A 21,761-nucleotide genomic window follows, 5' to 3' on the forward strand; every position below is an offset into this window, starting at 1 on the left:
CGGAAAAAGCCGTTCCAGTTCAGGCTGGAGCGGCTTTTTTGTGGGCTTTGGCTTTCTACTAACCTTGTTCGGGTTCGCGTCGCGGGACGAATCAGAGCAACACGAGGTTGTCGCGGTGGATCAACTCGGGCTCCAGCATATAGCCGAGCACCGACTCGATTTCGCCGCTGGGGCGCCGCTGGATCAGCCTGGTTTCGGCGCTGCTGTAGTTCGTCAAACCGCGCGCCACCTCGCGCCCCGACGCGCTCACGCACGCAATCACCTCGCCGCGCGCAAACGCCCCCTGCACACCGACGATGCCGATCGGCAACAGGCTCTTGCCGCCTGCGGTCAGCTTTTCCACCGCGCCGTCGTCGATCACGACGTGGCCGCGCACCTGCAGGTGATCGGCCATCCACTGCTTGCGCGCCGCCATCCGCGCGGTGCGGGCGATGAGCTGCGTGCCGATCGCTTCGCCCGACGCAAGCCGCGACAGCACGTCCACCTCGCGTCCGCTCGCGATCACCGTATTGGCGCCGCTATGCGCAGCGCGCTTGGCAGCAAGAATCTTGGTCAGCATGCCGCCGCGGCCGAGGCTCGAACCTGCGCCGCCCGCCATCGCTTCGAGCTCCGGCGCGCCGGCGTCGGCCTGCTGAACGAGCGTGGCACTCGGCTCCTTGCGCGGATCGGCCGTGAAAAGGCCTTGCTGATCCGTGAGAATGACGAGCGCGTCGCCTTCGATCAGATTGGCGACCAGCGCGCCGAGCGTGTCGTTGTCGCCGAACTTGATTTCGTCGGTTACGACCGTGTCGTTTTCGTTGATGATCGGCACGACGCCGAGGCGCAGCAGCGTGAGCAACGTGGAGCGCGCATTCAGGTAACGCTCGCGGTCGGCGAGGTCGGCGTGCGTCAGCAGAATCTGCGCGGTCTGGATCGAGTGCTCGGCGAAGCGGCTTTCGTACACCTGCGCAAGCCCCATCTGCCCGACGGCCGCGGCCGCCTGCAACTCGTCGATTTCACGCGGCCGTTTGGTCCAGCCGAGCCGCTGCATGCCCTCGGCGATGGCGCCCGAGCTGACCAGCACCACCTCCTTGCCTTGCGCGCGCAGCGCCGCAATCTGCGCGGCCCAGCGGCCGATCGCCGTATGATCGAGGCCGCGCCCGTCGTTCGTGACGAGGCTCGAACCGACCTTCACTACCAATCGCCGTGAATCCGCGATGACCGAACGCATCGTGCGCTGTCTCCCAAGATGACGCGTGATACATGCCGGCAGCCCGCCTGCTGGCGCCGGCGCTGGAGTTTTTATTCCTGCGGGTGGCTGCCGGACTCGCCAACCGCGGCCTGGACTCCCGATCCTTCGCGGAAACGCACGTCGGAAGCAAGGTCTTCGGCTTCGGCCGCGCGCTGCGCATCGGAATGTTCGGCGAGGTAATCGAACACCGCGTAGCAGAGATTCTCACAGCCCTGGCCGGTCAGCGCCGAAATCTCGAACACCGGACCATCCCAGCCAAAACCTTCGAGGAACGCCGACACGCGCGCTTCGCGCTCGTCTTCGGGCACCATGTCGAGCTTGTTCAGAACGAGCCAACGCGGCTTCTGATAGAGCTGATCGTCGTACTTGCGCAGTTCGTTGACGATCGCCTTCGCTTCCACGACCGGATCGATCGACTCGTCGAACGGTGCAATGTCGACGATGTGCAGCAGCAGGCCAGTGCGCTGCAGGTGGCGCAGGAACTGGTGGCCGAGACCCGCGCCTTCGGCCGCGCCTTCGATCAAACCGGGAATGTCGGCGATCACGAAGCTGCGGCTCGGCCCGACGCGCACCACGCCGAGATTCGGCGCGAGCGTCGTGAACGGGTAATCGGCGATTTTCGGCTTCGCGTTCGACACCGACGAGATAAACGTCGACTTGCCGGCGTTCGGCATGCCAAGCAGGCCAACGTCGGCCAGCACTTTCAGTTCGAGGCGCACCATGCGGCGCTCGCCCGGCTTGCCGTCGGTCTTCTGACGCGGCGCGCGGTTCGTACTGGATTTGAAATGCAGATTGCCGAGACCGCCCGCACCGCCCTGCGCAATTTGCACGCTCTGATTGTGCTCGGTCAGATCGGCGATCAACTCGCCGGTTTCCATGTCGGTGATCGTGGTGCCGACCGGCATGCGCAGCGTGATGTCGTCGCCGCCCTTGCCGTAGCAGTCCGAACCGCGACCGTTTTCGCCGTTGCGAGCCAGATGTTTTTTCGCGTAGCGGTAGTCGATCAGCGTGTTGATGTTGCGGTCCGCGACCGCGATCACGCTGCCGCCCCGGCCGCCGTCGCCGCCATCCGGACCGCCGAACGGAACGAATTTCTCGCGGCGCATCGACGCGCTGCCATCCCCTCCGTCGCCGGCGATGACTTCAATCCTCGCTTCGTCAATGAACTTCATGCGTAACTCCGTCCCGTATGTGCTGCCAGATGCAGGGTGTACTGCCTGATTGGATGCTGCTATTTTGCCGCGCGCGTTGCGCGTTGATCAATCGACCGAACGGCATAGGCACAGCCAGCGATCGATGCCGCGCGCAGAAGGCGCCGCAATAAAAAAGGCCCCGCGAACTTCGCGGGGCCTTTTTCCGGTCCTGAAGCCCGTGCCTGATTAAACTCAGGCTGCCGGGACGACGGAAACGGTGTGCTTCTTCGCCGCGCCCTTCGTCGAGAACTGAACGTGGCCGTCCTTCAGCGCGAACAGGGTGTGATCCTTGCCCATGCCGACGTTTTCACCAGCGTGCATGCGCGTGCCGCGCTGACGCACGATGATGCCGCCAGCGTTGATAGCCTGGCCGCCGTAAACCTTCACGCCGAGGCGCTTCGATTCGGAGTCGCGGCCGTTCCGGGACGATCCGCCTGCCTTTTTGTGTGCCATTTGATCTGCTCCTTAACCGGTGCGCTTACGCGTTGATCGCGTCGATGCGCAGTTCGGTATAGTTCTGGCGGTGGCCGCCATGCTTCTGGTAGTGCTTCCGGCGACGCATCTTGAAGATGGTCACTTTTGCGTGACGACCTTGCGACACGACGGTAGCCTTGACGGAAGCCCCACTGACCAGCGGCGTACCGAACTTAATCGATTCGCCTTCGCCCACTGCGAGAACCTGGTCGAGCGTGATTTCAGCGTCAATGTCTGCCGGTATCTGTTCTACTTTAAGTTTTTCGCCGACGGCAACCTTGTACTGCTTGCCACCGGTTTTTATGACCGCGTACATTGAGAACCTCACTCTTTGTTCATTTTTCCCACGCACCGCGCGCGGAAACTCTCGATTATACATGGAGTTAGCTGCTCGGTCAAAACCTGTTTCCAAAACCGTTTAAGAGTCTTTCCGCCGCCTTCCGGCCTTACTTTCGCGACGGGGCGAGCGGCACCCGGCACCTCCCACGCAGCCCCGGCATGCGGCGCTGCCGACGCGGCAAAGCGCCCGCGCCGCAGCCGACGACCCGGAAGCGCCCCGATCGCCTTATAATTCGCGGCACTACCCAATTCAGCCATCATGTCGTCGACTGCCACCCCTTCCCCCAACGTCGCCAGCCTGCTTGCTCCGGTCGCCGAAGACATGCAGCAGGTGAATCGCGTCATCCGGCAACGTCTTGCGTCCGACGTGATGCTGATCAACCAGATTTCCGAGTACATCATCGGCGCCGGCGGCAAACGACTGCGGCCCGCGCTGCTGCTGCTCGTGGCGGGCGCGCTCGGCGACACGACGGGGCACCGGCACGAACTGGCGGCGGTCGTCGAATTCATCCACACGGCCACCTTGCTGCATGACGACGTGGTCGACGAATCCGACCTGCGGCGCGGCCGTCAGACCGCCAACGCGCTGTTCGGCAACGCCGCGAGCGTGCTGGTCGGCGATTTTCTCTACTCGCGCTCGTTCCAGATGATGGTCGGCGTCGGCAAGATGCGGGTCATGGAGATTCTGTCGGAGGCGACCAACATCATCTCCGAGGGCGAAGTGCTGCAATTGCTGAACATGCACGACGCGGACGTCGACGAAGCCCGCTACATGCAGGTGATCCGCTACAAGACCGCCAAGCTGTTCGAAGCGGCCGCCCAGCTGGGCGCAGTACTGGCCGGCGCGGACGCGAAAATCGAAGCGGCCGCGGCGGAATTCGGCAGGCGCATCGGCACAGCGTTCCAGATCATGGACGACTGGCTCGACTACACGGGCACGGCCGAATCGATGGGCAAGAACGCCGGCGACGATCTGCGCGAAGGCAAACCGACGCTGCCGCTCATCTATCTGATCGAACGCGGCACGCCGGAGCAGTCGGCACTCGCGCGCGAAGCGATCGAGCAGGGCGGCACCGACCGTTTCGAAACGATTTTCGAGGCGATCACGCGCTCCGGCGCGCTCGATCACACGCTCGAATGCGCGAAACAGGAAGCCCAGGCAGCCGCGACGGCAATTTCTTCATTCCCCCATTCCATTTTTAAAGAGAGCCTGCTAGAATTATGTTCTTACTCGACGGCAAGGCAGTCTTGAACGAGACTGAAACGCCGGGTTAGTCTGAATCGAGTCAGCAGTACCTAATCGGGGTGTAGCTTAGCCTGGTAGAGCGCTACGTTCGGGACGTAGAGGCCGGAGGTTCGAATCCTCTCACCCCGACCAGATTCTCCTTGTTCGTTCAAGGTTCAAAAACCGCCGCAGCATTGCTCGGCGGTTTTTTGTTTTGCACGTCGTTTTTTACCCGCAGCCGTTGCTACACCGGCGACACACAGCCACCACATCGTCCATATCGGCGCCAACCCCAGTGGCGGGCCGCATAGCCCCCTCTGCTATATTCTCTCCATCCTTTCCCTTATTTTTCACGACGCGTGGAACAACTTCCCTTATGGGCGCAGATTGGCGCCGTCCTTCTGCTGCTCGTCTGCTCCGCCTTCTTTTCCATTTCCGAGACAGCGATGATGGCGCTCAACCGCCATCGTCTGAAGCACCTTGCCAACCAGAACACGCTCGGCGCGAAAACGACCCAGGGCCTGCTCGCGCGTACCGATCAACTGCTGAGCGTCATCCTGATCGGCAACAACCTGTTCAATACGATCATCCCGGTGCTCACGACCTCGCTCGCGCTGCACACGTTCGGCCGCAACAACCTCATCCTGTCGATCGCGACCGGGCTCGTCGCGTTTCTGATCATCGTGTTCGCGGAGATCACGCCGAAAATCGTCGGCGCAACCTTTCCCGAGAAGATCGCGCTACCCGCGAGCCTGCTCATCGCGCCGCTGATGCGCGCCGCGAAACCGCTCATCTGGTTCGTCAACCTGTTCGCGAACGGCATCCTGCGCGTGCTGCACATCAACACGAAAAGCGCGCGCGACCAGCGGCTCTCCACCGAAGAATTGCGCACCATCGTGCTCGAGTCCGGCAGCTTCATGCCGACCAAGCACCGCAGCATCCTGCTGAATCTGTTCGACCTCGAAAACATCTCCGTGGACGACGTAATGATCCCGCGCCGCCGCATCGAGGCGCTCGACTTCGACGCGCCGTTCGAGCAGATCCTGCATCAACTCGAAACCTGCTATCACAACAAGCTGATCGTCTACCAGGGCGACATCGACCGTGTGCTCGGCGTGCTGCACGTACGCAAAACGCTCGCGGCCCTGCACAACCAGGAACTCGGGCGCGACACCCTGCGCGAACTGCTGACCGAGCCGTATTTCGTGCCGAGCGGCACGCCGGTGTTCCAGCAGCTCCAATATTTCCAGGAGAGCCGCCAGCGCACCGCGCTCGTCGTCGACGAATACGGCGAACTGCAAGGGCTCGTCACGCCAGAAGACATCATCGAGGAGCTGATCGGCGAATTCACCACCTCGATTCCGCGCGGCGCCAGTTCGCGCGGCGGCTGGAACGAGGATGGCGAATGCATCGTCGCGGGCAGCATGCCGCTGCGCGAACTGAACCGCTGGCTGCACCTCACGCTGCCCACCGACGGCCCGAAAACGCTCAACGGCCTGATTCTCGAAATTCTCGAAGACATTCCCGATGGCGACGTCTGCGTGCAGATCGGCGAGATCAAGCTCGAAGTCATGCGCAGCGACGATCAGGCGATTCGCACCGTCAAGCTGTTCAAACCGCCGTCGCGCAAAGCCGCCAAAGCGCGCCTCAACTAACGCCCTGGCTGGCAATCGCCGATTCGCGATCAGCATCGCACACGGCCGTTCAGCGCGCCATTAGCCGAATGGCTGAATGGCGCCGCCGTCCTCACTGCCGGAAGATGAAGCCGTCACGTTCTACAGGCGGCTCATCGCCGGTCTCTCATGCCCAACTCCTTTGCAGCCGCGGCGGCCGCGCCACGCGCCCTGCCCTTCAACGGCGAAACTGGCGCAGCCAGTCTCGCCGATCCCGACAACGCCCCGGCCGTGCGTCTCCTGACCGACACGCTGCGGGAAGCGACGCGGCGCAATGCGTCGGATATTCACATCGAGCCGGCCGAGCACGGCTGGCGCATACGCTTGCGGATCGACGGCGTGCTGCATGAAATCCCGCAGCCGCCCGCTCATCTGCGCGATGCATTCGTCACGCGCGTGAAAGTACTCGCGCGGCTCGACATCGCCGAACGGCGCGTGCCGCAGGACGGTCGCCTGCGCATCGCCAGCACGCCGCAGCGCATCGAGGACTATCGCGTCAACTCGCTGCCCACTCTGTTCGGCGAAAAGCTCGTGCTGCGCCGGCTCGACGCACTGCCCGCCGATCTTTCGCTCGATTCGCTCGGCCTCGATCCGCAACAGCGTCAAACCGTCGACGCTGCGATTCGCGCGCCGCACGGTCTTGTGCTCGTCACCGGACCGACCGGCAGCGGCAAAACCCTGTCGCTGTACTGCTTTCTGAATCTGCTGAACGGCGAGGCGCGCAATCTCTGCTCGGTCGAGGACCCGGCGGAGATCCAGCTCGCCGGCATCAATCAGGTCAGTGTGCGCGAGAAAGCCGGGCTGACTTTCGCAGTCGCACTGCGCGCGTTTCTGCGTCAGGACCCGGACGTCATCATGGTCGGCGAAATCCGCGACAACGAGACCGCCGACGTCGCGGTCAAGGCCGCGCAAACCGGCCACCTCGTGCTGTCCACCTTGCATACGAACGATGCCCCCGCGGCGATCGCGCGGCTCATCGACATCGGCGTCGAGCCCTACAACCTCGCGGCCGCGCTGCGGATGGTGACGGCGCAACGGCTCGTGCGGCGCCTGTGCGCCGCGTGCCGCAAGCCAGCGCCGCATTCGGCGGCGGCGCTCGAGGCAGCCGGGTTCGCCGCCCACCGGCTCGATGGCTGGCAGCCTTATGCGGCAGTCGGCTGCGCGGCCTGCCACGGCATCGGCTACCGGGGACGCGTCGGCATTCACCAGGTGATGCCGGTCTCCGACGCTATGCGCGAACTGATCGTCGCCAGCGCGGGCGTCCACGAGCTGGCCCGGCTCGCGCAGACCGAACAGGTCGCGACGTTGCGCGACGCCGCGCTCGCGCGCGTACGCGACGGCACCACGAGTCTCGCCGAAGCGCTCGCCGCCACCGAAGTCGCATGAGCACCGTTCCGCTCCTTCGCCCCGCTGCCGACCAGCGCTTCAAATGGCGCGGCCTCGACGCCGACGGCGCGCGTCAAAGCGGCTCGCTGATCGCGCCGGACGCGAGCGCCGCACGGGCCATGCTCAAACGCGACAACCTGTTCATCGTGGAACTCGCGATGCAAGGGCCGGCGCCACGCCCCCAAACCCGCGCCGCCGACGTCACGCTGTTCACGCGGCAACTCGCGAGCCTGTTGCGCGCCGGTCTGCCGCTCGCACCCGCGCTCGAACTGCTCGCGCAAGCACCCGCGTCGCGCCGGCAAGGCATGCCGCGCATCATCGCCGCCGTCGCGCGCGACATCACCGCCGGCCTGCGCTTTTCGGCGGCATTGCAGCGGCACCCCGCGCAGTTCAACGCGCTGTACTGCCAGCTCGTCGAAGTCGGCGAAGCCGCGGGTGCGCTCGCCACGGTGCTCGCCCGTCTCGCCGACGACCGCGAACGCGCCGCCGCGCAACGCGCGAAAGTACGCGCGGCGCTGACCTACCCGGTCGCGATCCTGCTGCTCGCCATGGCAATTACGGCTGCGTTGCTGGTGTGGGTCGTGCCGACCTTCAAGCAGATTTTCGACGGTTTCGGCGCGCAGTTGCCCGCGCCGACACAGTTCGTGCTGGCGTTGTCAGCCGGCACGGCGCGCTGGAGCGTGCCGGCGTTTGCGCTGCTGGCCGCGCTGAGCTCGGCCATGACGTTCGTGTTGCGGCGGTCGGCCAGCGCCCGCATCCGTTTTGCGCGCGCCTCGCTCAACCTGCCGGTAGCCGGCCCGCTGCTGCGCACGCTGTGCGCGGCGCGCTGGAGCCGCGCGCTCGGCACGCTGCTGTCCGCCGGCACACCGCTCGCCGATGCCTTCGACTCGCTCACGCACGCAACCGGCAATGCCTTTTTCGATCGCGCCACGGCGGGCATCGCGGTGAGATTGCGGCGCGGCGAACGGCTCGCCGCGGCGATGCGCGCCGCGCAATGCTTCCCGTCCGAGGTCGTGCAGCCCGTTGCGGTCGCCGAGGAATCGGGGGCGCTCGACACGATGCTGCTCGACGTCGCCTCGCTCGCCGATCGCCAGGTGGACGAAAAGATCGGCACGCTGTCGAGCCTGTGCGAACCGCTCGTGATCGTCGTGCTCGGCGCGCTGGTCGGGGGCCTCGTGATTGCGATGTATCTTCCCATTATTCAACTCGGCAACGTGGTGTAGCATCGCAGCCGAATCCATTCCAAACTCCATGCAGGCTCCTCTTCCGCTCGTGCAAGAAACCTCTTCCAGCCTGCTCGCGGGCTTACTGCCAGGCCGCTTCGCGAGCGATGTCGGGCTCGCGATCGCCAGTCTGCCCGCGGGCGTGCAGATCGCGTTCGCGATCGTGTTCGGCCTCGTGATCGGCAGCTTTCTGAACGTGGTCGTGCATCGGCTGCCCATCATGCTCGAACGCGCCTGGCGCGAGGAAATCAACGAGGCCACCGAGACGCCGCAAGCCGACGACGGCCTGCCCGCGCGCTATAACCTGTGGGTGCCGCGCAGCGCATGCCCGCATTGCGGTCACGTTCTGAGCGCGTGGGAAAACCTGCCGGTCCTGAGCTATATCATGTTGCGCGGGCGTTGCTCCGCGTGCGGCACGCATGTGAGCCTGCGCTATCCGCTGCTCGAAATTGCGAGCGCCGCCTGCGCCGCGAGCGTGCTCGCGGTGTTCGGCCCGACCATGATGGCGCTCGCCGCGTTCGGCCTGTGCGCGACGCTGCTGGCGATGAGCGCGATCGACATCGACACGCACCTGTTGCCCGACTCGATGACGCTGCCGCTGCTGTGGGCCGGCATCATCGTCAATTTCAACGGTATGTTCACGAACCTGCACGACGCGGTGCTCGGCGCGATCTTCGGGTATCTCGCGCTATGGGCCGTGCATTGGGTGTTCCGTCTCATACGTGGCGTCGAAGGCATGGGCTACGGCGATTTCAAGCTGCTAGCCGCCCTCGGCGCCTGGCTCGGCTGGGCTGCCCTGCCGCAAATCGTGCTGATCGCGGCGGTCGCCGGTGCGGTGGTCGGACTCGCGGCCACGTGGCGCGGCCGCATGCGCTTCGAGGAGCCGCTGCCGTTTGGGCCGTTTCTCGCCGCGGGCGGTGCGCTCACGCTATTTGTCGGCACGCCGCTCTATCTGGCTCTGGGAGGCTGAAGCATGTTCGTTGTGGGACTGACTGGCGGCATTGGCAGCGGCAAATCGACGGTGGCTAATCTGTTTGCCGCGCGCGGCGTGCCGCTCGTCGACACCGACGTGATCGCGCATCGCATCACCGCGCCGCATGGCGTCGCGATGCCGCTCATTGCCGCCGAATTCGGCACGGAGTTCGTCGCGCCGGACGGCTCGCTCGATCGCGCGCGCATGCGCTCGCTCGTGTTCAGCGACGAAGCGGCGCGCAAGCGTCTCGAAAGCATCACGCATCCGCTGATTCGCGCGGAAACCGAGCGCGAGCAACGCGAGGCGCAAGGGCCGTACGTGATCGTCGTGGTGCCGTTGCTGGTCGAATCCGGTACGTGGAAGAACCGGGCGAATCGCGTGCTGACCGTCGATTGCAGCGTCGAGACGCAGATCGCGCGCGTGATGAAGCGCAACGGCTTCAGCCGCGAACAGATCCTCGCGATCATCGCGCGCCAGGCCACGCGCGAAGCGCGCTTAGCCGCCGCCGACGACGTCATCGACAACGACAATGCGCCGCTCGAAGCGCTCGAAGCTCAGGTGGATGTACGGCATCGCGCGTACCTGTTGCTCGCGAATGGGTGAGTAATGGGTGAACGAGCGAGAGGGCCGGCCAAACCGAAGCCGCCGCGTGCGCTGACCTGCGCACACGCGCAATACCGCGATACGTGACGCACCCGGATCGCACACATGCGTTGCATAGGCGTGTGCCGCACCTGGCCGCGATCGATCCGTACGCGGATCGATCGCATGCATGCGTCCCGATGAAGCGCCACGCGAATCTCGAAGCGCAACGCGAGCGCAACATGACACAAGCGTGTCCGCGGCACGCCTCATGCACGAGCACGCCCGAGGCAAAAACCCGCCACCGGCATGACTCAACCGCGGCACGAGGCACCATCAGCCCAGGTTCCCACACGAACCGCCACCCGCGCATTGAACTTTGCGCGCCCCCAGCAGCCGAAACGCACTGAACCATCGTGAAGTCACGAAAAAAGTTGCGAAAGCGCGCTGAAAAAGTGCGTGATTGCTTGGGTAGTCCCACGGCATTAGAATGTTTTGCATTCCTGTCACCGACCACGCCCGAGGCGAGCCCGCTTGATCCTTTACGAGTACCCCTTCAACGAGCGAATCAGAACGCTGTTGCGCCTCGAAGATCTGTTCGAGCGCTTCACGTTCTTTCTGACTCAGGAAGACGCCAGGGAACATCACGTCGCACTGACAACGTTGTTCGAAATCTCCGAAGTCGCGGGTCGCGCAGATCTGAAGTCCGATCTGATGAAGGAGCTCGAGCGGCAACGGCAAACGCTCGCGCCGTTTCGCGGCAATCCCGGCATCGAACAGAACGCGCTGGAAGCGGTGCTCGGCGAAATCGAGCAAACGCTCGCAGGGCTCGCGCAGATGCAGGGCAAAACCGGCCAGCATCTTGCAGACAACGAATGGCTCGCGAGCATTCGCAGCCGCGCCATCATTCCTGGCGGCACCTGCAAATTCGATCTGCCGTCCTACTATGCGTGGCAACAGCTGCATCCCGATCAGCGTCGCCAGGACATCGCCAAATGGGTCACGCCGCTGCTGCCGCTGCGCGACGCGGCCACCATCGTGCTGCGGCTCGCGCGCGAATCGGGCCAAGCGTCGAAGGTGATGGCGATGCAGGGCAGCTATCAACAGATGCTCTCGGGCCGCTCGTATCAATTGATGCAGGTGCGCGTGGCACCTGAATTGCGCGTGATTCCCGAAGCGAGCGCCAACAAGTACATGCTGTGGGTGCGCTTCACGGTGCAGGACGGCGATCTGCGGCCGCGCGCGGTCGACGTCGACGTACCGTTCCAGCTCACGCTTTGCAGCCTGTAAGCGCTCGTCGCCGTCCTTAACAGACCCAAACAGCCCAATCCGGATTCAGGGAACGCGCCTTTGAAACGGCGCGAAATAGCCTTATATTCGTTACTTGTTCCGTTTGCGATTGACTGTCCGACCGTATGCCTACCGTCGTCAAATGTCCTACTTGCGGCAAAGATGTCCGCTGGACCCCTGAAAACCGCTTCCGTCCTTTTTGTTCCGAACGCTGCAAGCAGATCGATCTCGGCGCATGGGCCGCCGAGAAATACAAGATCGGCGGCAACGACCAGGAAGCCTCGTCATCCGAGGAAACGTCTCGTGACGATTACAACCCGCATTGAGTCCGGCCGCGAGACTAAAAGGCCATCGAAAGACCGGCAATAAAAGGCGATAAACAGACGATAAAAAACCACGCGGCCCGGCGCTGTTCGCACAACCCCCGTCACCGCGTGGTTTCATCTGCTACACGTGCTACCCGCCGACTACGTCTTCTCGGCCGCCAGCCACTCCAGCACCGGAATGGTCGCCGGCAGCAGCGGCGAGACCTCGGCAGGCAAGCTCTGCCACACGAACGCCTGGCCTTCGCGCCCATGCGGCTCGCCCGACCACTGCGTCACCTTGCAGAAGAACAGCCGCACATAGGCATGCGGATAATCGTGTTCGAGCGTATGCCACAGATGGCTCGCCTCGACCTCGATCCCAAGCTCCTCGTGCAGTTCGCGCGCGAGCGCGGCCTCGACCGATTCGCCCGGTTCGAGCTTGCCGCCCGGAAACTCCCAGTAGCCCTCGTACGGCTTGCCCGCCGGACGCTGCGCGAGCAGATAGCGCCCGTCTGGCTGCACCAGCACGCCGACCGCGACTTCGGTGACCGGGCGGGCGGCGCCGTTCTTGCCCGTGTTGCCGCTTGCCTCGCTCATGCCGGCGTCTTACGGCCGGACCAGTCGCGCGCGAACTGCCACGCGACACGTCCCGAGCGCGATCCGCGTTCGAGTGCCCACACGAGCGCATCGCCGCGCGCCGCCTCGATTTCGGCGTCGTCGCAACCGAAATGCCGCAGCCAGTGCGCGATGATCGTCAGATAGTCGTCCTGCTTGAACGGATAGAAGCTGACCCACAGCCCGAAACGCTCGGACAGCGAAATCTTCTCTTCGACCAGTTCGCCCGGATGAATCTCGCCATCCGACGTGTGCTTGTACGTCTCGTTGTCGCTCATGTACTCGGGCAGCAGATGGCGGCGGTTCGAGGTCGCATAGATCAGCACGTTGTCCGACTGCGCGGCGACCGAGCCGTCGAGCGCGACCTTCAGCGCCTTGTAGCCCGATTCGCCCTCTTCGAACGACAGGTCGTCGCAGAACACGATGAAGCGCTCCGGGCGCTTCGCGATCAGATCGACGATGTCGCCGAGATCGTGCAGATCGTCCTTGTCCACTTCGATCAGACGCAGGCCGTCTTTTGCGTACGCGTTCAGGCAGGCCTTGATCAGCGACGACTTGCCGGTGCCGCGCGCGCCCGTCAGCAGCACGTTGTTGGCCGGCTGCTGGCGCACGAACTGGCGCGTGTTCTGTTCGATCAGCCCTTTCTGGCGATCGATGTTCTGCAGGTCGTCGAGCCTGATCGACGAAATCGCGGGCACCGGTTGCAGGTAGCCGCGCCCCTGGCGCTTGCGCCAGCGGAACGCGACGGCGGCCGACCAGTCGATTTCCGGCGCGGCGGGGGGAAGCATGGCTTCCAGGCGACCGAGCACGGCTTCGGCCCGGGTCAGAAACTGTTCGAGTTTGTCCATGTTAAGTAGGCGGCCAGCGGCCGCACATTGAGCCTGATTACGAGCGGTAGTCGGCGTTGATGCTCACGTAGTCGTGCGACAGATCGCAGGTCCAGATCGTGGCTTGCGCATTGCCGCGTCCGAGCACGACGCGAATGCCGATTTCGCTCTTTTTCATGACGCGCTGGCCGTCTTCTTCGCGGTAGGCCGGGTTGCGGCCGCCGGCGGTGGCGACCAGCACGTCGTCGAGATACAGATCGATCTTGCCGACGTCGAGATCGTCCACGCCGGCATAGCCGATGGCCGCGAGAATGCGGCCGAGGTTCGGGTCCGAGGCATAGAAGGCCGTCTTCACGAGCGGCGAGTGGCCGATCGCGTAGGCGATCTTGCGGCACTCCTCGACGCTCGAGCCGCCTTCGACATGCACGGTCATGAATTTGGTCGCGCCTTCGCCGTCGCGTACGATCAGCTGCGCGAGCGTCTGGGCGACTTCCGTCACCGCGTCGCGCAGCGCTGCATAAGCGGGCGAATCGGTGGACGTGATCGCGGGCAGGCTCGATTTGCCCGACGCGATCAGGATGAACGAATCGTTGGTCGACGTATCGCCATCGATCGTGATGCAGTTGAACGAGCGGTCCGCGACGTGCCTGACGAGTTCGTCGAGCACCGGTTGCGCGACGGCCGCGTCGAACGCGAGGAAGCCGAGCATGGTCGCCATGTTCGGCTTGATCATGCCGGCGCCCTTGCTGATGCCGGTCAGCGTGACCGTGTGGCCGTCGATCGTGACCCGGCGCGAAGTCGCCTTCGGCAGCGTGTCGGTCGTCATGATCGCCTGCGCCGCGTCGTACCAGTTCGCTTCCTTGCGGTTCGCGAGCGCGGCCGGCAAACCGGCCTTCAGACGGTCGACCGGCAGCGGTTCGAGAATCACCCCCGTCGAGAACGGCAGCACCTGCTCGGGCGCGATGTCGGCGAGACGCGCGAGTTCCGCGCAGGTTTCGCGCGTCGCCGCGAGGCCCGGCTCGCCGGTGCCCGCGTTCGCGTTGCCGGTGTTGATGACCAGCGCGCGAATCGGCTTGCCGCCCGCGCGCACGCGCTGCAGGTTCTCGCGGCACACGGTGACGGGCGCCGCGCAGAAGCGGTTCTGCGTAAACGCGCCGCCGACCGTCGCACCTTCGTCGACGGAAATGACGAGCACGTCCTTGCGGTTCGGCTTGCGGATATTCGCCTCTGCCCAGCCGAGCGTGACGCCGGCAACGGGATGGAGTTGAGCGGGATCGATCGAGGGAAAGTTGACAGCCATGGTCGCGACCTGTCGAAGAAAATGCCGGCGGGTGCCGGCATTGGGGAAACGGAACAGGTGACCCGGGCGTGCTGCCGGGCCACCGGCGAAATCAACGGCAAAGCCGCGCTAACGACGACACCGAAACAACGCGGCGCGCCCAGAAGCGCGCCGCACCGGCGTTACGCGATCTTGCCGTGGCACTGCTTGTACTTCTTGCCGCTGCCGCACGGGCACGGGTCGTTACGTCCGACCTTCGGCACGTTGTCGGTATTCACATGCACCGCTTGCGGGGCCACGCCGTGACCGTGGCCGTGGCTCATCGCGTCGCCGATCATCGCGGCGGTGGCCGCTTCGGCTGCGACGGGCGCGGCGGCGCCGGCTTCCGCGAATTCGGCATGACGGAACTCGACGTTCTCGAGATGACCGCCCTGCTCTTCCATCTGCTCCGCAGCCGCCTCGAGCTGCTCCGGCGACTGGATCTGCACGTTCATCACGATGCGCGTGACTTCGAGCTTCACCGCGTCGAGCATCGCGGCGAACAGTTCGAACGCCTCGCGCTTGTATTCCTGCTTCGGGTTCTTCTGCGCATAGCCGCGCAGATGGATGCCCTGGCGCAGATGGTCGAGCGCCGCCAGGTGTTCGCGCCACGCGCGGTCGAGCGTCTGCAGCATGATCGAGCGCTCGAACGCGCTGAACGATTCGCGGCCCACGAGCTGGACCTTCGACTCGTACGCTTCGTCGGCGGCGGCCTCGACCGCTTCGAGAATTTCGTCCGCGTTGATCGAGTTCGACTCGTTGATCATTTCCTGAATCGCGAGATCGAGCTGCCATTCGTTGCGCAGCACTTCCTCGAGTTCGGGCACGTCCCACTGCTCTTCGATGCTGCCCGCCGGCACGAACTGATGCACGATGTCGGCGATCACGCCGTGACGCATCGCGCCGATCGTCTCGGTGATGTCGTTCGCTTCGAGCAATTCGTTGCGCTGCTGATAGATCACCTTGCGCTGATCGTTCGAGACATCGTCGTATTCGAGCAATTGCTTACGAATATCGAAGTTGCGCGCTTCGACCTTGCGCTGCGCCGATTCGATCGAGCGCGACACGATGCCCGCCTCGATCGCCTCGCCTTCCGGCATCTTCAGGCGGTCCATGATCGCGCGCACGCGGTCGCCCGCGAAAATGCGCAGCAGCGGGTCTTCGAGCGACAGATAGAAGCGCGACGAACCCGGGTCGCCCTGACGGCCGGCACGGCCGCGCAGCTGGTTGTCGATCCGGCGCGACTCGTGACGCTCGGTGCCGATGATGTGCAGACCGCCCGCGGCCTTCACCTGATCGTGCAGCGTCTGCCATTCGTCGTGCAGCTTCTGGATGCGGCGCTGCTTTTCATCGTCAGAAAGTGTTTCGTCCTGCTCGATGAACGACGCCTGTTTCTCCGCGTTGCCGCCGAGCACGATGTCGGTGCCGCGGCCGGCCATGTTGGTGGCGATCGTGATGCGCTGCGGCCGGCCCGCTTCGGCGACGATCGCCGCTTCGCGCGCGTGCTGCTTCGCGTTCAGCACTTCGTGCGGCAAACCGGCCTGCTTGAGCAGATGCGACAGCAGTTCCGAGTTCTCGATCGACGTCGTGCCGACCAGCACCGGCTGACCGCGCTCGTAGCACTCGCGAATGTCGCGGATCACCGCGTCGTAGCGTTCCTTCGCGGTCTTGTAGATCTGATCCTGCTTGTCGATCCGCTTGGGCGGACGGTTGGTCGGGATCACGACCGTTTCGAGACCGTAGATCTCGTTGAATTCGTACGCTTCGGTGTCGGCCGTGCCGGTCATGCCGGCCAGCTTCGCGTACATGCGGAAGTAGTTCTGGAACGTGATCGAAGCGAGCGTCTGGTTCTCGCTCTGGATCTTCACGTGCTCCTTCGCCTCGACCGCCTGGTGCAGGCCGTCCGACCAGCGGCGGCCGGCCATCAGACGGCCGGTGAATTCGTCGACGATGATGACTTCGCCGTTCTGCACGACGTAGTGCTGGTCCTTGAAGAACAGCGTGTGTGCGCGCAGCGCCGCGTACACGTGGTGCATCAGCGTGATGTTCTGCGGCGCGTAGAGGCTTTCGCCCTCGCCGATCAGGCCCCACTCGGCGAGCAGGCGCTCGGCTTTTTCGTGGCCAGATTCGGTCAGGAACACCTGACGGCCCTTTTCGTCGAGCGTGTAGTCGCCCGGCTTCTCGACGCCGGTGCCGTCCGCCTTCTCTTCGCCGATCTGGCGTTCGAGCAGCGGCGGCAGCGCGTTCATGCGCACGTAGAGTTCGGTGTGATCTTCGGCCTGGCCGGAGATGATGAGCGGCGTACGCGCTTCGTCGATCAGGATCGAGTCCACTTCGTCGACGACCGCGAAATTCAGGCCGCGCTGCACGCGCGCGTCGGTCTCGTAGACCATGTTGTCGCGCAGGTAGTCGAAGCCGAATTCGTTGTTGGTGCCGTAGGTGATGTCCGAGGCGTAGGCTTTCTGCTTGGACTCGTGGTCCATCTGCGACAGGTTGATGCCGACCGACAGACCGAGGAAGTTGTAGAGCCGCGCCATCCATTCGGCGTCGCGCTGCGCGAGGTAGTCGTTGACCGTGACCACGTGCACGCCGCGCCCCGACAGCGCATTCAGGTACACCGGCAGCGTCGCGACGAGCGTCTTGCCTTCGCCGGTGCGCATTTCGCCGATCTTGCCGTAGTGCAGCGCCATGCCGCCGATCAACTGCACGTCGAAGTGGCGCATTTTCAGCACGCGCTTGCTGGCCTCGCGGCAAACCGCGAACGCCTCGGGCAGGATCTTGTCGAGAGATTCGCCGCTCGCGACGCGTTGGCGGAATTCACCCGTTTTGGCGCGCAGCTGATCGTCCGTCAATTGCTCGATCTGCGGTTCGAGCGCATTGATCGCCGCGACGGTCTTTTGATATTGCTTGACTAGCCGCTGATTACGGCTGCCAAAAATCTTCTGTAGAAAACCGGTGGTCATCGGATCGGTGTCTGCGTCGCGGCTTCGGCTGGCTCGCGGTGTGCGGTTCGGGCACGCGCGAGCCTAGAGTCGGAAAGGCTTTGGCCGCTTAGTCCAGGAGTGAATTCGAATCGGGCATTCTAGCACGCGCCTTTGGCAGCGCTTGTGTCAGAGGTGCGACGGCGCGGGCGTTCGGGGGGTGCCCCGGGGGCCGTCCGGCAAACTCCGGCGACGCGTCGCAAGCGGGGTTCGCACGCTGCCCGCGCGGTACAATCGCGGCATGGGCGTGCAAGGTGCGCGCCCACGTCGTTAATCCCAAACATGAGCCGTTTTTCGTCCTTTTCAAGGCCGCCGAAGCAATTCGATCTGCGCCGTCCCCAGCCGCTTTCCGAGGTGCTGGGCCGCACGGACGCGTTCGCCGCGCTGCGCGCGGGCGTCGAGCAGATTGCCGCGCTCGAGAAGGATCTGCGCGAGTTGCTGCCCGATTATCTGGCGAGCAGCATCGAGCCGGGCTTCATCAAGGAAGGTGTCCTGGCCCTCTTTGCCGCGCACAACGCCCTCGCGGCACGGCTGCGGCACCTGGAGCCGCGGCTGTTGGCGGATTTGCAGCAGCGCGGCTGGCCGGTCCATGCGCTGAAGATTCGCGTGCGGCCGCAGCCGCTCAAGGAGCCGCCGCCCGTCAAACAGGCGCGCATGACGCCGGCCGGCGCCGACGCGCTGCAAGCGCTCAGCGAATCGCTCGCGCCTTCTCCCCTGCAGGAAGCGCTCGCGCGCATGGCGGCCCGGCATCGGCGCAATCGCTGAATAACGCAATCGCTAAGCAATAGACGAAAAAAACGGCCCCGAAGGGCCGTTGTTCCATCTGGCTTGCCTGTGCGCTACAACTCGGGCGTCAGGCGAAAGCCGTTTGCGTTTCGTACGCGAAGCCGCGCGGCGCTTTCTGCGTGTCTTCAAAGGTGACGACTTCGTACGCGTCTTCGTGCGCGAGCAGTTCGCGCAGCAGCGCGTTGTTCAGGCCGTGGCCCGACTTGTACGCGGTGTACGACGCCAGCAGCGGGTGGCCGACCACATACAGGTCGCCGATCGCGTCGAGCATCTTGTGCTTGACGAACTCGTCGTCGTAACGCAGCCCGTCGTTGTTCAGGATGCGGTACTCGTCGAGCACGATCGCGTTGTCCATGCTGCCGCCGCGAGCGAGGCCCAGTTCGCGCATCATTTCCACTTCATGCGCGAAGCCGAACGTGCGGGCACGCGCGATTTCGCGCACATACGACGTGTTGGCGAAATCGACTTCGAGCGCCTGGCCGGTTTTGTCCACGGCCGGATGGCGGAAGTCGATCGTGAACTTGAGCTTGAAGCCGAAGTACGGATCGAGACGCGCGAACTTGTCGCCGTCGCGAATTTCGACCGGCTTCGTGACCTTGATGAATTTCTTCGCCGCGTTCTGCTCTTCGATACCGGCCGACTGGATCAGGAACACGAACGAACCCGCGCTGCCGTCCATGATCGGGATTTCCTCGGCGGTGACGTCGACGTAAAGGTTGTCGATGCCGAGACCGGCGCAGGCGGACATCAGATGCTCGACCGTCGACACGCGCGCGCCGTCTTTCTGCAACACGGAGGCGAGACGCGTATCGCCAATCGCCATCGCCGACGCAGGAATGTCCACCGGCGTGGGCAAATCCACGCGCGAAAACACGATGCCAGTGTCCGGCGCCGCCGGACGGAGCGTCAGGTCGACTTTGCGGCCGGAGTGCAGGCCGATGCCGACAGTCTTGACGATCGATTTGATTGTGCGCTGCTTCAACATGGTGATCTTCTACTCGATTGAAAATCCCAATCGGGACTTTTTATTTCATAGCGCGAAGTATACTCCAATCCCCAGACAAGCGTCTTTGCAGGGAACGTATCAATCTGTTTCGCTGCATTACCCCTTAGGCACCGCGAGGGGAAGCAGGACGGGCCGATGCCCCGGAACGGAGGCGTTTCCGGTCATCGGCCCGCGTAACGGCCTGTCACAAAAGCGTCGCAATCACCGTTGCCGAAACCTCACGCGACATCAGCGCGCAGGCCCGCGGCGAAGGTGCGACGCCAGCAACTAGCTCAACGTAGCGAGAATACTCGCCGCATCGCTGACTTCGAATTTGCCGGCAGCTTCGACGTTCAGCGTCTTGACCACGCCGTCGTCGACCACCATCGCGTAGCGCAGGGAACGGATTCCCATGCCACGCGCCGACAGATCCTGCTCCAGACCGAGCGCCCGCGTGAAAGCCGCACTGCCGTCCGCCATCATGCGCACCTTGCCCGAGGTGTGCTGATCGCGTCCCCACGCGCCCATCACAAACGCGTCGTTGACGGACACGCACCAGATCTCGTCGATGCCGGCAGCGCGCAACTGCTCGGCGTGCTCGACATAACCCGGTACATGTTTGGCCGAACAGGTCGGCGTGAACGCGCCGGGCAATCCGAAGATCACCACGCGCTTGCCCGCCGTCTGCCCGCGCACGTCGAAACTGTTCGGTCCGATCGTGCAGCCCGCCCGCTCGTCTTCGACAAACTCGAAGAGCGTCGCGTCGGGTAGCTTGTCACCTGCCTTGATCATGCTCAGTCCTTTGCATCGATGCGAAGCACGCTCGCACGTCGTCGTGTCGCAGTGAAATCCAGCGTCAGCCCAACTACACAACTACAGGCTGCGCCGCCCGGCGGCAGTCGCCTGGTCCGTTTCGCGAATCCGCAGAGGGCAGTCGCCCCTGCCGCGAATCAGACGATACGCGACCTCTTTGCCGTTCACCCGCCACGCTCGTGCATTCGTCCGCCAGCGCTGCACCGCAATACAACCCGCAGCGCGGCAACGAAAGCCTGCCCGCGCGCTCAGTCCGCCTGCTTGCGCAGGAACGCCGGAATGTCGTACGTGTCGACGCCCTTTTCCTGCAGCGCCTGCACGTGCGAGGCCGCGGTGTCGCGCGAGGTGCGCCACACTGCCGGCGTATCCAGCGCGCCGTAGTCGGCCGTGCTCGCGTGACCCGCCGCCGGTGCGTAGGCAGCATGCTGCATCGCGCCGACCGGCTGGTTGTCGGTGCCGGTGCGCAGCAGCGTCATCGGTGCCGATTGCTGCTTCTTCGCCGCGCGGCCGAGGCCCGTTGCGACGACCGTCACGCGCAGCGCGTCGCCCATCGCATCGTCGTACACCGCGCCGAAGATCACCGTGGCATCTTCCGCGGCATAGCTCTTGATCGTGTTCATCACTTCGCGCGTTTCCGACAGACGCAGCGAACGGCTCGACGTGATGTTGACCAGCACGCCGCGCGCGCCCGACAGATCGACGCCTTCCAGCAGCGGGCTCGCGACGGCCTGTTCGGCCGCGAGGCGCGCGCGATCGACGCCGGCAACCGTCGCCGTGCCCATCATCGCCTTGCCCTGCTCGCCCATCACGGTCTTCACGTCTTCGAAGTCGACGTTCACGAGACCGTCGACGTTGATGATTTCCGCAATGCCCGCCACCGCGTTGTTCAGAACGTCGTCAGCGCACTGGAAGCACTTGTCCATCTCGGCGTCATCGCCCATCACCTCGAACAGCTTGTCGTTCAGCACGACGATCAGCGAGTCGACGTGATCCTCCAGTTGCTGCGAACCGGCTTCCGCGACGCGCATGCGCTTGCCGCCTTCGAATTCGAACGGCTTGCTGACCACACCGACGGTCAGAATGCCCATCTCCTTCGCGATCTGCGCCACGACCGGTGCCGCGCCCGTGCCGGTGCCGCCGCCCATGCCAGCGGTGATGAACACCATGTGCGCGCCGCGCAGTGCGTCGGCGATGCGCTCGCGGGCTTCTTCAGCGGCGGCGCGGCCCATTTCCGGCTTCGCGCCCGCGCCCAGACCCGTGTTGCCGAGCTGGATCACCGCGGTGGCACGCGAACGCGACAGTGCCTGCGCGTCCGTGTTCATCACGATGAAGTCGACGCCTTGCACGCCTTTGTTGATCATGTGCTGAACGGCATTGCCGCCAGCGCCACCGACTCCGACGACCTTGATGATGGTGCCGTTCGTTTCGGTTTCCAGCATCTGGAATTCCATGTTGCCTCCGTCAAGATAAAAAAGTACCGCCACTCGGCGTTATCCGGCAGGAGATCGGGCAACCCCCTGTCGCGCGCCAGCCGCCGGCACC

Annotated in this window: 20 protein-coding genes and 1 tRNA gene; 10 read left to right on the top strand and 11 right to left on the bottom strand. The window is 64.4% G+C overall.

Annotation, left to right across the window (positions count from 1 at the left end):
• Positions 1-91 precede the first annotated feature (91 nt).
• The 4 genes from proB to rplU form a co-directional block, all read right to left on the bottom strand.
• On the bottom strand, positions 92-1,210 hold the full coding sequence (proB, locus tag G3N58_RS19990) for a glutamate 5-kinase (RefSeq protein WP_167048731.1): 1,119 nt from the start codon (positions 1,208-1,210) through the stop codon (positions 92-94).
• Positions 1,211-1,281: 71 nt separating this feature from the next.
• Entirely contained in the window at positions 1,282-2,403 is a 1,122-nt protein-coding gene (gene cgtA, locus G3N58_RS19995) for an Obg family GTPase CgtA (RefSeq protein ID WP_167048729.1), read from the bottom strand.
• A 213-nt stretch (positions 2,404-2,616) separates the two neighbouring features.
• Complete coding sequence (gene rpmA / locus G3N58_RS20000; protein WP_008923994.1) at positions 2,617-2,877, bottom strand: 50S ribosomal protein L27; 261 nt, start codon at positions 2,875-2,877, stop codon at positions 2,617-2,619.
• A 25-nt stretch (positions 2,878-2,902) separates the two neighbouring features.
• Positions 2,903-3,214 carry a 50S ribosomal protein L21 gene (gene rplU / locus G3N58_RS20005; protein ID WP_007180329.1) on the bottom strand — a complete coding sequence of 104 codons (312 nt, stop codon included), beginning with the start codon at positions 3,212-3,214 and terminating at the stop codon, positions 2,903-2,905.
• A 282-nt stretch (positions 3,215-3,496) separates the two neighbouring features.
• Between rplU and G3N58_RS20010 the strand changes: the two genes are divergently transcribed.
• From G3N58_RS20010 to yacG, 9 genes are all read left to right on the top strand, one after another.
• Complete coding sequence (locus tag G3N58_RS20010; RefSeq protein ID WP_167048727.1) at positions 3,497-4,489, top strand: polyprenyl synthetase family protein; 993 nt, start codon at positions 3,497-3,499, stop codon at positions 4,487-4,489.
• A 49-nt stretch (positions 4,490-4,538) separates the two neighbouring features.
• Positions 4,539-4,615: transfer RNA gene (locus G3N58_RS20015), tRNA-Pro, on the top strand.
• A gap of 206 nt (positions 4,616-4,821) precedes the next feature.
• Positions 4,822-6,117 (top strand): HlyC/CorC family transporter, encoded by a 1,296-nt coding sequence (locus tag G3N58_RS20020; RefSeq protein WP_206000011.1) that lies wholly within the window; start codon positions 4,822-4,824, stop codon positions 6,115-6,117.
• 147 nt (positions 6,118-6,264) lie between these two features.
• Positions 6,265-7,521 carry an ATPase, T2SS/T4P/T4SS family gene (locus G3N58_RS20025; protein WP_206000012.1) on the top strand — a complete coding sequence of 419 codons (1,257 nt, stop codon included), beginning with the start codon at positions 6,265-6,267 and terminating at the stop codon, positions 7,519-7,521.
• The gene (locus G3N58_RS20030; protein ID WP_206000013.1) at positions 7,518-8,744 is read left to right on the top strand and encodes a type II secretion system F family protein; all 1,227 of its coding nucleotides are present in this window, start codon (positions 7,518-7,520) and stop codon (positions 8,742-8,744) included. Before G3N58_RS20025 ends, G3N58_RS20030 begins: the two co-directional genes overlap by 4 nt.
• A 28-nt stretch (positions 8,745-8,772) precedes the next feature.
• Positions 8,773-9,714, top strand: a complete 942-nt coding sequence (locus G3N58_RS20035; protein WP_206000014.1) for an A24 family peptidase — start codon at positions 8,773-8,775, stop codon at positions 9,712-9,714.
• Between the two features lie 3 nt (positions 9,715-9,717).
• Positions 9,718-10,320: a dephospho-CoA kinase gene (coaE, locus tag G3N58_RS20040; protein ID WP_206000015.1), complete on the top strand. Its 603-nt coding sequence runs from the start codon at positions 9,718-9,720 to the stop codon at positions 10,318-10,320.
• A gap of 513 nt (positions 10,321-10,833) precedes the next feature.
• Entirely contained in the window at positions 10,834-11,589 is a 756-nt protein-coding gene (zapD, locus tag G3N58_RS20045; RefSeq protein ID WP_167048715.1) for a cell division protein ZapD, read from the top strand.
• Positions 11,590-11,714: 125 nt separating this feature from the next.
• On the top strand, positions 11,715-11,915 hold the full coding sequence (gene yacG / locus G3N58_RS20050; RefSeq protein WP_206000016.1) for a DNA gyrase inhibitor YacG: 201 nt from the start codon (positions 11,715-11,717) through the stop codon (positions 11,913-11,915).
• A gap of 141 nt (positions 11,916-12,056) precedes the next feature.
• On the opposite strand, the gene G3N58_RS20055 is transcribed toward yacG, so the two are convergent.
• The 4 genes from G3N58_RS20055 to secA all read right to left on the bottom strand — a co-directional run bounded on the left by G3N58_RS20055 (position 12,057) and on the right by secA (position 17,617).
• Positions 12,057-12,491, bottom strand: a complete 435-nt coding sequence (locus G3N58_RS20055; protein WP_167048711.1) for an NUDIX domain-containing protein — start codon at positions 12,489-12,491, stop codon at positions 12,057-12,059.
• Complete coding sequence (locus tag G3N58_RS20060; RefSeq protein ID WP_206000017.1) at positions 12,488-13,357, bottom strand: ATP-binding protein; 870 nt, start codon at positions 13,355-13,357, stop codon at positions 12,488-12,490. The genes G3N58_RS20055 and G3N58_RS20060 overlap by 4 nt, the downstream gene beginning before the upstream one ends.
• Positions 13,358-13,394: 37 nt before the next feature.
• A complete protein-coding gene (argJ, locus tag G3N58_RS20065; RefSeq protein WP_167048707.1) occupies positions 13,395-14,636 on the bottom strand; it encodes a bifunctional glutamate N-acetyltransferase/amino-acid acetyltransferase ArgJ in 1,242 nt (413 codons plus the stop codon).
• A gap of 161 nt (positions 14,637-14,797) precedes the next feature.
• Positions 14,798-17,617: a preprotein translocase subunit SecA gene (gene secA, locus G3N58_RS20070; RefSeq protein WP_167048705.1), complete on the bottom strand. Its 2,820-nt coding sequence runs from the start codon at positions 17,615-17,617 to the stop codon at positions 14,798-14,800.
• A 300-nt stretch (positions 17,618-17,917) separates the two neighbouring features.
• Here secA and G3N58_RS20075 point away from each other — a divergent pair, with 300 nt between their 5' ends.
• Positions 17,918-18,400 carry a DciA family protein gene (locus G3N58_RS20075; protein WP_206000018.1) on the top strand — a complete coding sequence of 161 codons (483 nt, stop codon included), beginning with the start codon at positions 17,918-17,920 and terminating at the stop codon, positions 18,398-18,400.
• 88 nt (positions 18,401-18,488) lie between these two features.
• On the opposite strand, the gene lpxC is transcribed toward G3N58_RS20075, so the two are convergent.
• The 3 genes from lpxC to ftsZ all read right to left on the bottom strand — a co-directional run bounded on the left by lpxC (position 18,489) and on the right by ftsZ (position 21,670).
• On the bottom strand, positions 18,489-19,406 hold the full coding sequence (gene lpxC, locus G3N58_RS20080) for a UDP-3-O-acyl-N-acetylglucosamine deacetylase (RefSeq protein WP_167048701.1): 918 nt from the start codon (positions 19,404-19,406) through the stop codon (positions 18,489-18,491).
• Positions 19,407-19,694: 288 nt separating this feature from the next.
• Positions 19,695-20,198: a peroxiredoxin gene (locus G3N58_RS20085; RefSeq protein WP_167048699.1), complete on the bottom strand. Its 504-nt coding sequence runs from the start codon at positions 20,196-20,198 to the stop codon at positions 19,695-19,697.
• 269 nt (positions 20,199-20,467) lie between these two features.
• Positions 20,468-21,670 (bottom strand): cell division protein FtsZ, encoded by a 1,203-nt coding sequence (gene ftsZ, locus G3N58_RS20090; protein WP_167048697.1) that lies wholly within the window; start codon positions 21,668-21,670, stop codon positions 20,468-20,470.
• Between the last annotated feature and the right edge of the window lie 91 nt (positions 21,671-21,761).

Origin of the sequence: Paraburkholderia sp. Ac-20342 (assembly GCF_017104985.1) — a bacterium.
In the GTDB taxonomy this organism is placed as follows: Bacteria; Pseudomonadota; Gammaproteobacteria; order Burkholderiales; family Burkholderiaceae; genus Paraburkholderia.

What these genes read in the sequence shown, in the direction of transcription:
- proB (WP_167048731.1), bottom strand. Translation starts at nt 1,210, where the DNA reads ATGCGTTCGGTCATCGCGGATTCACGGCGATTGGTAGTGAAGGTCGGT.
- cgtA (WP_167048729.1), bottom strand. Translation starts at nt 2,403, where the DNA reads ATGAAGTTCATTGACGAAGCGAGGATTGAAGTCATCGCCGGCGACGGA.
- rpmA (WP_008923994.1), bottom strand. Translation starts at nt 2,877, where the DNA reads ATGGCACACAAAAAGGCAGGCGGATCGTCCCGGAACGGCCGCGACTCC.
- rplU (WP_007180329.1), bottom strand. Translation starts at nt 3,214, where the DNA reads ATGTACGCGGTCATAAAAACCGGTGGCAAGCAGTACAAGGTTGCCGTC.
- G3N58_RS20010 (WP_167048727.1), top strand. Translation starts at nt 3,497, where the DNA reads ATGTCGTCGACTGCCACCCCTTCCCCCAACGTCGCCAGCCTGCTTGCT.
- G3N58_RS20025 (WP_206000012.1), top strand. Translation starts at nt 6,265, where the DNA reads ATGCCCAACTCCTTTGCAGCCGCGGCGGCCGCGCCACGCGCCCTGCCC.
- G3N58_RS20030 (WP_206000013.1), top strand. Translation starts at nt 7,518, where the DNA reads ATGAGCACCGTTCCGCTCCTTCGCCCCGCTGCCGACCAGCGCTTCAAA.
- G3N58_RS20035 (WP_206000014.1), top strand. Translation starts at nt 8,773, where the DNA reads ATGCAGGCTCCTCTTCCGCTCGTGCAAGAAACCTCTTCCAGCCTGCTC.
- coaE (WP_206000015.1), top strand. Translation starts at nt 9,718, where the DNA reads ATGTTCGTTGTGGGACTGACTGGCGGCATTGGCAGCGGCAAATCGACG.
- yacG (WP_206000016.1), top strand. Translation starts at nt 11,715, where the DNA reads ATGCCTACCGTCGTCAAATGTCCTACTTGCGGCAAAGATGTCCGCTGG.
- G3N58_RS20055 (WP_167048711.1), bottom strand. Translation starts at nt 12,491, where the DNA reads ATGAGCGAGGCAAGCGGCAACACGGGCAAGAACGGCGCCGCCCGCCCG.
- G3N58_RS20060 (WP_206000017.1), bottom strand. Translation starts at nt 13,357, where the DNA reads ATGGACAAACTCGAACAGTTTCTGACCCGGGCCGAAGCCGTGCTCGGT.
- argJ (WP_167048707.1), bottom strand. Translation starts at nt 14,636, where the DNA reads ATGGCTGTCAACTTTCCCTCGATCGATCCCGCTCAACTCCATCCCGTT.
- secA (WP_167048705.1), bottom strand. Translation starts at nt 17,617, where the DNA reads ATGACCACCGGTTTTCTACAGAAGATTTTTGGCAGCCGTAATCAGCGG.
- G3N58_RS20075 (WP_206000018.1), top strand. Translation starts at nt 17,918, where the DNA reads ATGAGCCGTTTTTCGTCCTTTTCAAGGCCGCCGAAGCAATTCGATCTG.
- lpxC (WP_167048701.1), bottom strand. Translation starts at nt 19,406, where the DNA reads ATGTTGAAGCAGCGCACAATCAAATCGATCGTCAAGACTGTCGGCATC.
- G3N58_RS20085 (WP_167048699.1), bottom strand. Translation starts at nt 20,198, where the DNA reads ATGATCAAGGCAGGTGACAAGCTACCCGACGCGACGCTCTTCGAGTTT.
- ftsZ (WP_167048697.1), bottom strand. Translation starts at nt 21,670, where the DNA reads ATGGAATTCCAGATGCTGGAAACCGAAACGAACGGCACCATCATCAAG.